5 protein-coding genes and 1 pseudogene are annotated in these 4251 nt (G+C 52.7%); all 6 read right to left on the bottom strand.

The window, feature by feature from the left end:
* Positions 1 to 118: 118 nt before the first annotated feature.
* The gene (locus tag AACR77_RS03750) at positions 119 to 1234 is read right to left on the bottom strand and encodes a class I SAM-dependent methyltransferase (RefSeq protein ID WP_081999381.1); all 1116 of its coding nucleotides are present in this window, start codon (positions 1232 to 1234) and stop codon (positions 119 to 121) included.
* A gap of 102 nt (positions 1235 to 1336) precedes the next feature.
* Complete coding sequence (locus tag AACR77_RS03745) at positions 1337 to 2677, bottom strand: DUF4910 domain-containing protein (RefSeq protein ID WP_042879830.1); 1341 nt, start codon at positions 2675 to 2677, stop codon at positions 1337 to 1339.
* Positions 2674 to 3075, bottom strand: coding sequence for a VOC family protein (locus tag AACR77_RS03740; RefSeq protein WP_042879829.1), 402 nt, complete (start codon positions 3073 to 3075; stop codon positions 2674 to 2676). The genes AACR77_RS03745 and AACR77_RS03740 overlap by 4 nt, the downstream gene beginning before the upstream one ends.
* Positions 3065 to 3829 carry an AAC(3) family N-acetyltransferase gene (locus AACR77_RS03735; protein ID WP_042879827.1) on the bottom strand — a complete coding sequence of 255 codons (765 nt, stop codon included), beginning with the start codon at positions 3827 to 3829 and terminating at the stop codon, positions 3065 to 3067. Before AACR77_RS03735 ends, AACR77_RS03740 begins: the two co-directional genes overlap by 11 nt.
* Complete coding sequence (locus AACR77_RS03730) at positions 3826 to 4050, bottom strand: acyl carrier protein (protein WP_042879826.1); 225 nt, start codon at positions 4048 to 4050, stop codon at positions 3826 to 3828. The genes AACR77_RS03735 and AACR77_RS03730 overlap by 4 nt, the downstream gene beginning before the upstream one ends.
* Positions 4043 to 4251 (bottom strand): annotated as a pseudogene (locus AACR77_RS03725) (HAD-IIIC family phosphatase); the annotation flags it as partial. The gene AACR77_RS03730 and the pseudogene AACR77_RS03725, both read right to left, overlap by 8 nt.

Below are 4251 nucleotides of genomic sequence, written 5' to 3'. Positions count from 1 at the left end.
CGGTTTGAGGCCGGTGTCAGGTGATAACTAGATCTGTACACCCGGTCATTATCAATTTCCGACCAGTAAAATTATTTACTACACGTCATTCTGACGTTCCTCCTCCTTATGCCTTTAATCAGGCATCACTAAATACCTCGACATGTTCATAGGTGACACCATGAACTTTCATTGTTTCAAATATTTCCTTATAGAAACTTGAAGCAATTACCAGATTGCTGACATGCTGATTACGGATCTTCTCAAAATAACTCACTTTGAGATTCACACCAGGCAATATGCGATCGGCTTTATTCTTGTCACCATCAACGACAATGATATTCGTACTGTCCAAAATCTCTTTCTCAATCCCATTCAGAAGAATCACTGATGCAGAACCAGCCCCCCACCAGACGACGCTGTCTGCCTTTCTAAGAAAATCATTTACTCTGTCGCGAGATGCATCGCACCGCTGCTTGAATATTGAGAGATTATTGATATAAAAGGCTTTATCAAAGGCCACTTCAATTTCGTTGTAACGGGTATTTTCAGTCTTGACAAAAACGACCCTTAAACTGTCATTCTCAACACGGTGATATATTATTTTAAGTTTGTTGTCACGGGCCAAAACTTGCATGAAGTAGATATTATAGTAGAAGAGGTGCTGTACATGAAAACCACCAAAATCAGGAACTTCAATGACGATTCTTCCGGCATCATTCAACGTTTCCGTCATCAATTTAAAGATTGAGAAGGGGTCTTCAAAATGCTCAAATACATGCATAAGATAGTAACCATCTACCTTGTCCGGAACATGGCTAGCATTAAAATAACCCTTTATAACGTTAAGCCCCAAGCCCTTCGCAATATCGGCTTGGGGGCCGGGCTCAATTCCTGTTACATTGGAGAATCCGCTCTCGTTCAGTTTTTTCAGCAAATATCCTTCTGAACAGCCAATCTCCAGTATATTTTCATCTTTGCCAAAATGACTTGTTATGGTATCAATCATACCGTCATATTTAGAGGCGCCGATATTATTCAGCGGAGATATATATAGATAGTTGTCATATATTTCCGTTAGTTCTTCCGATGATAATTTCTTGGATGCAAACCCCACCAGACAATCTTTGCAGGCACTGACCTGCAATTCCGACACCTTTACCGGAAAATCACCTGAGTATGCAGATAAAACGGCTGGCATCTTGCGTTCAAGGAAAACCAATGTGTTATCACTGTGACAATATGGACATCTCATGATCCTCTCCTAACGATGTGATCAGGATTGATGAAACAAAGTTGAACGATCGCAATATCTATGGATTCTCATCCATCACATCATGCAACGAAATACCTATTCTCAAGGACGACTACGCCTACGCAGAACCCCTGCATCCATAAGCTTTCTAGCCAAGGGCTCGACTCGCCAAAACGGTACTTCGATGATCTCGGCAATCTCAAAAAGGCTCAGATGACCATCGCTGTAAGCCAGCAGGTTCATCATGTCCTTTACCTGTGCACCGGACTCGCGTGTTGATAGATTCGGATAGAGGCCACGCCGCCCCAACTGGGGCTCACCCAATACGGTAGCCTCACAGTATTCATCCAACTCCAAACACTCGATCGCCCGCCGCAACGCTAGGAAACTATCCGCCAGCCCCCGCGGCGTGACCAGAGTAAGATCGTCCAAAGAGGTGTGGTATTCGGAATAACAACCGTACTTGCTGCGCATCATGGTGGTGACAGGCAAGTCTATGCCAGGAGCACATAGCTGACGTTCGTTGGAGCCCCGATCAAGATAGCTATACGCCATATAATCAGGTGCGATATGGCCCAACACATGGCGTCCTATGCGATCAGCTATAGAATTCCCCTGTCTGGATGGTAAGAATGAGTAACACCTTTCATCCCCCATACATGTCAGATTAAAACCAGCCAACGTATGAGACTTGAGGTGCTCCAGATGGCGAGAGAGATAAACGATAGCCCCGATTGTCTCAGGAACAAGCATCAATCGATAGCTGTAGCGTCGCTTAGGCAAGGAGGCCAGCCAGGCCATCAAAAACACTCCGACACCTGGGCCGGACAACTCGTTGTTGGCCATGGAGGGGTGGCAAACATAGCTGGATAACAAGATTTCCTGCTCACTCTCCCCCGGTAGCACCCACTCGGCATAAGTCAGTGAGCCCGGTTGCAAGCTGGTATCGATCACAACCTCATAATTTCCTTCGGGTAACGCTTCCCGCACATTGTGGGGTAAACAAAAGCCCCAACGGCGCTGATAATAAGACGTGACATAGGGGATGGCTTCCGGTAACTCAGGCAAGGAGTGCAAGTGAGGTTGTAATTCTGCTAAAGGGAGAGTACAGCGTACCGGTTCTGAGTAACCCACCAAATGCAAGTTACTATCATTGAAATCAACCACCTTGTGCCCATCAGGTCCCAAGATGTAAGCCTCTCTGACATTCCACTCATCCGGCACTGTCCAATCAAAAAATGTGCTTCCGCTGGCAACTTCATGAATCTGCAATTCAGGTAAACAATGTTCGCGAAACAGGGCCAATGTTTTTCTTACACCATCACCTGTCAAGCTGCGATTGAGCGGAAACAGCAAGGAAAGCAAACGATGCAGCTGTTCGCCAAGCTGATCCTGGTCAGCCCAGTCTGTAGGCAAATAACAACTGTCATGATTCGGCATCATTCAACCCCCTCAATTAGCTCAACAATATGTCCCAAGGGACTGAGAAAAAACTGGACATGAGAACCCCCAAAAGCGATCGCTGGCAGGCTGGGCCCAAGGGGCAGGTGACGCTGTTCGCGCAGCCGTTCGGCGCTCTCCTGCAGGCAGCTCACCCGATAGGCAAGGTGGTTGATGACGTTGCGCCGGGTCTTGAGCACCTGGGTAACCGGGCTCTCCTCGCCAGCCGGGGCGACCAGCTCGTAGCAGAGGCCATGCTCGTCGTGCGCGAACTGCACCCAGACCCGTTGCAGCGGATCTTCCACTGCCGCCGAGAAGCGGCTCAACCCCAGCACGTCGCGGCAATAGGCCACACCGCTCGCCAGGTTCGGCACCACCAGTCCGATGTGATCAAACTGCATGGGGTTCTCCTCCCGCCCGGATCAGGGCGTATGGGGCCGCCGCCAGCAATTCGCCGGCAGCCAAGATGAAGTCGCGGCACGACACCGCCCAGACCGGCACCCGCTGGCACAGCGTCTGGCGCCAGGCGCCCCGCTGCTGCAACAGGGCCACCAGCCGGGAGAGGTCGATTTCGCTGGCCAGCGACAGGTCGCGCACATAGTAATCCGCCAGCCACTCCCGCACGCGGCCATCGACGCGCACCCGGCCAGCAAACATCTTGTGATAGCGATAAGAGACAGCCAGCCGCTGCTCCACGTAGTGGGTGAAGGTGATGCGGTCGGGGTGGCAACCCAGCCCCAGCAGCCAGCCGTCCTGCTCCGCCAGCCAGCCGAACGGGCTCTCCTGACCGAAACAGTCGTGACACTCCCGCGCCACCAGTGCAGGCCCCTGCGGGCCGCTGATCGCCATGCTGAAGACGGGATCCCGCGTGCGCACTACCCCTTCACGCTGGCGGAACAGCTCCGTCATCAAGCCCACCTTGCTCGGGGTCTGCGCAGGGTCGAAGCACTCGTCCGCCATCGGGCTGTAACTGAAGGTCGGCACCAGCAGGTGCCCGCCCAGCCACTGTTCGAGGCATGTCCAGAAAGCCGCGATGCCTGCGGCGTTGCCCATGCCGGCAAACTGGGCCACCACCATGGCATCCGAGTGCACCATCAGGGCGCCGCCTCTGGGGATCCCCAGCTCGGTCAGCGCCTGCTCGAGTGCCTGTTTCACACGGCAACCCCTTTGCGCAGCAGGGCTTGCTGGATGTCGGTCAGGCTCTTCAACTCGGCCAGCTCGTGCGGCTCGAACCGCACGGCATAGTGCTGTTCGACCAGCAACAGCAGGTTGAAGTGACCCAGAGAATCCCACTCGGGAAAACTGCCGAGGGCAGACTGTGCATTGACGCTGGCCTGGGGGAACTGCTGGTGTGCCAGCGCGATAAGGTCATTCATTGGCGTAGAACTCCAAAAACGGGAGAGAAAGAGAGCAGAGATCCAGACTGAGGAACAGCTCGTCCGCCAGCGGCAGCAACCCCGCTGGAGTGGTTATCGGCCGGGTGGGCAGGCTCGCCAGAAAATCCCGTGCCGGCTGGTTGCGAGTGGTGGCAATCAGGCTGATGACCAGCTCGGTCACGCCTTGCGCCCGCAGATGGT

Source organism: Aeromonas sp. ZOR0002 (assembly GCF_963866995.1).
GTDB classification, from domain to species: Bacteria; Pseudomonadota; Gammaproteobacteria; order Enterobacterales; family Aeromonadaceae; genus Aeromonas; species Aeromonas caviae.
Note: the sequence above shows the minus strand (reverse complement) of the source record. Positions and strands in the feature narration are given on the sequence as shown.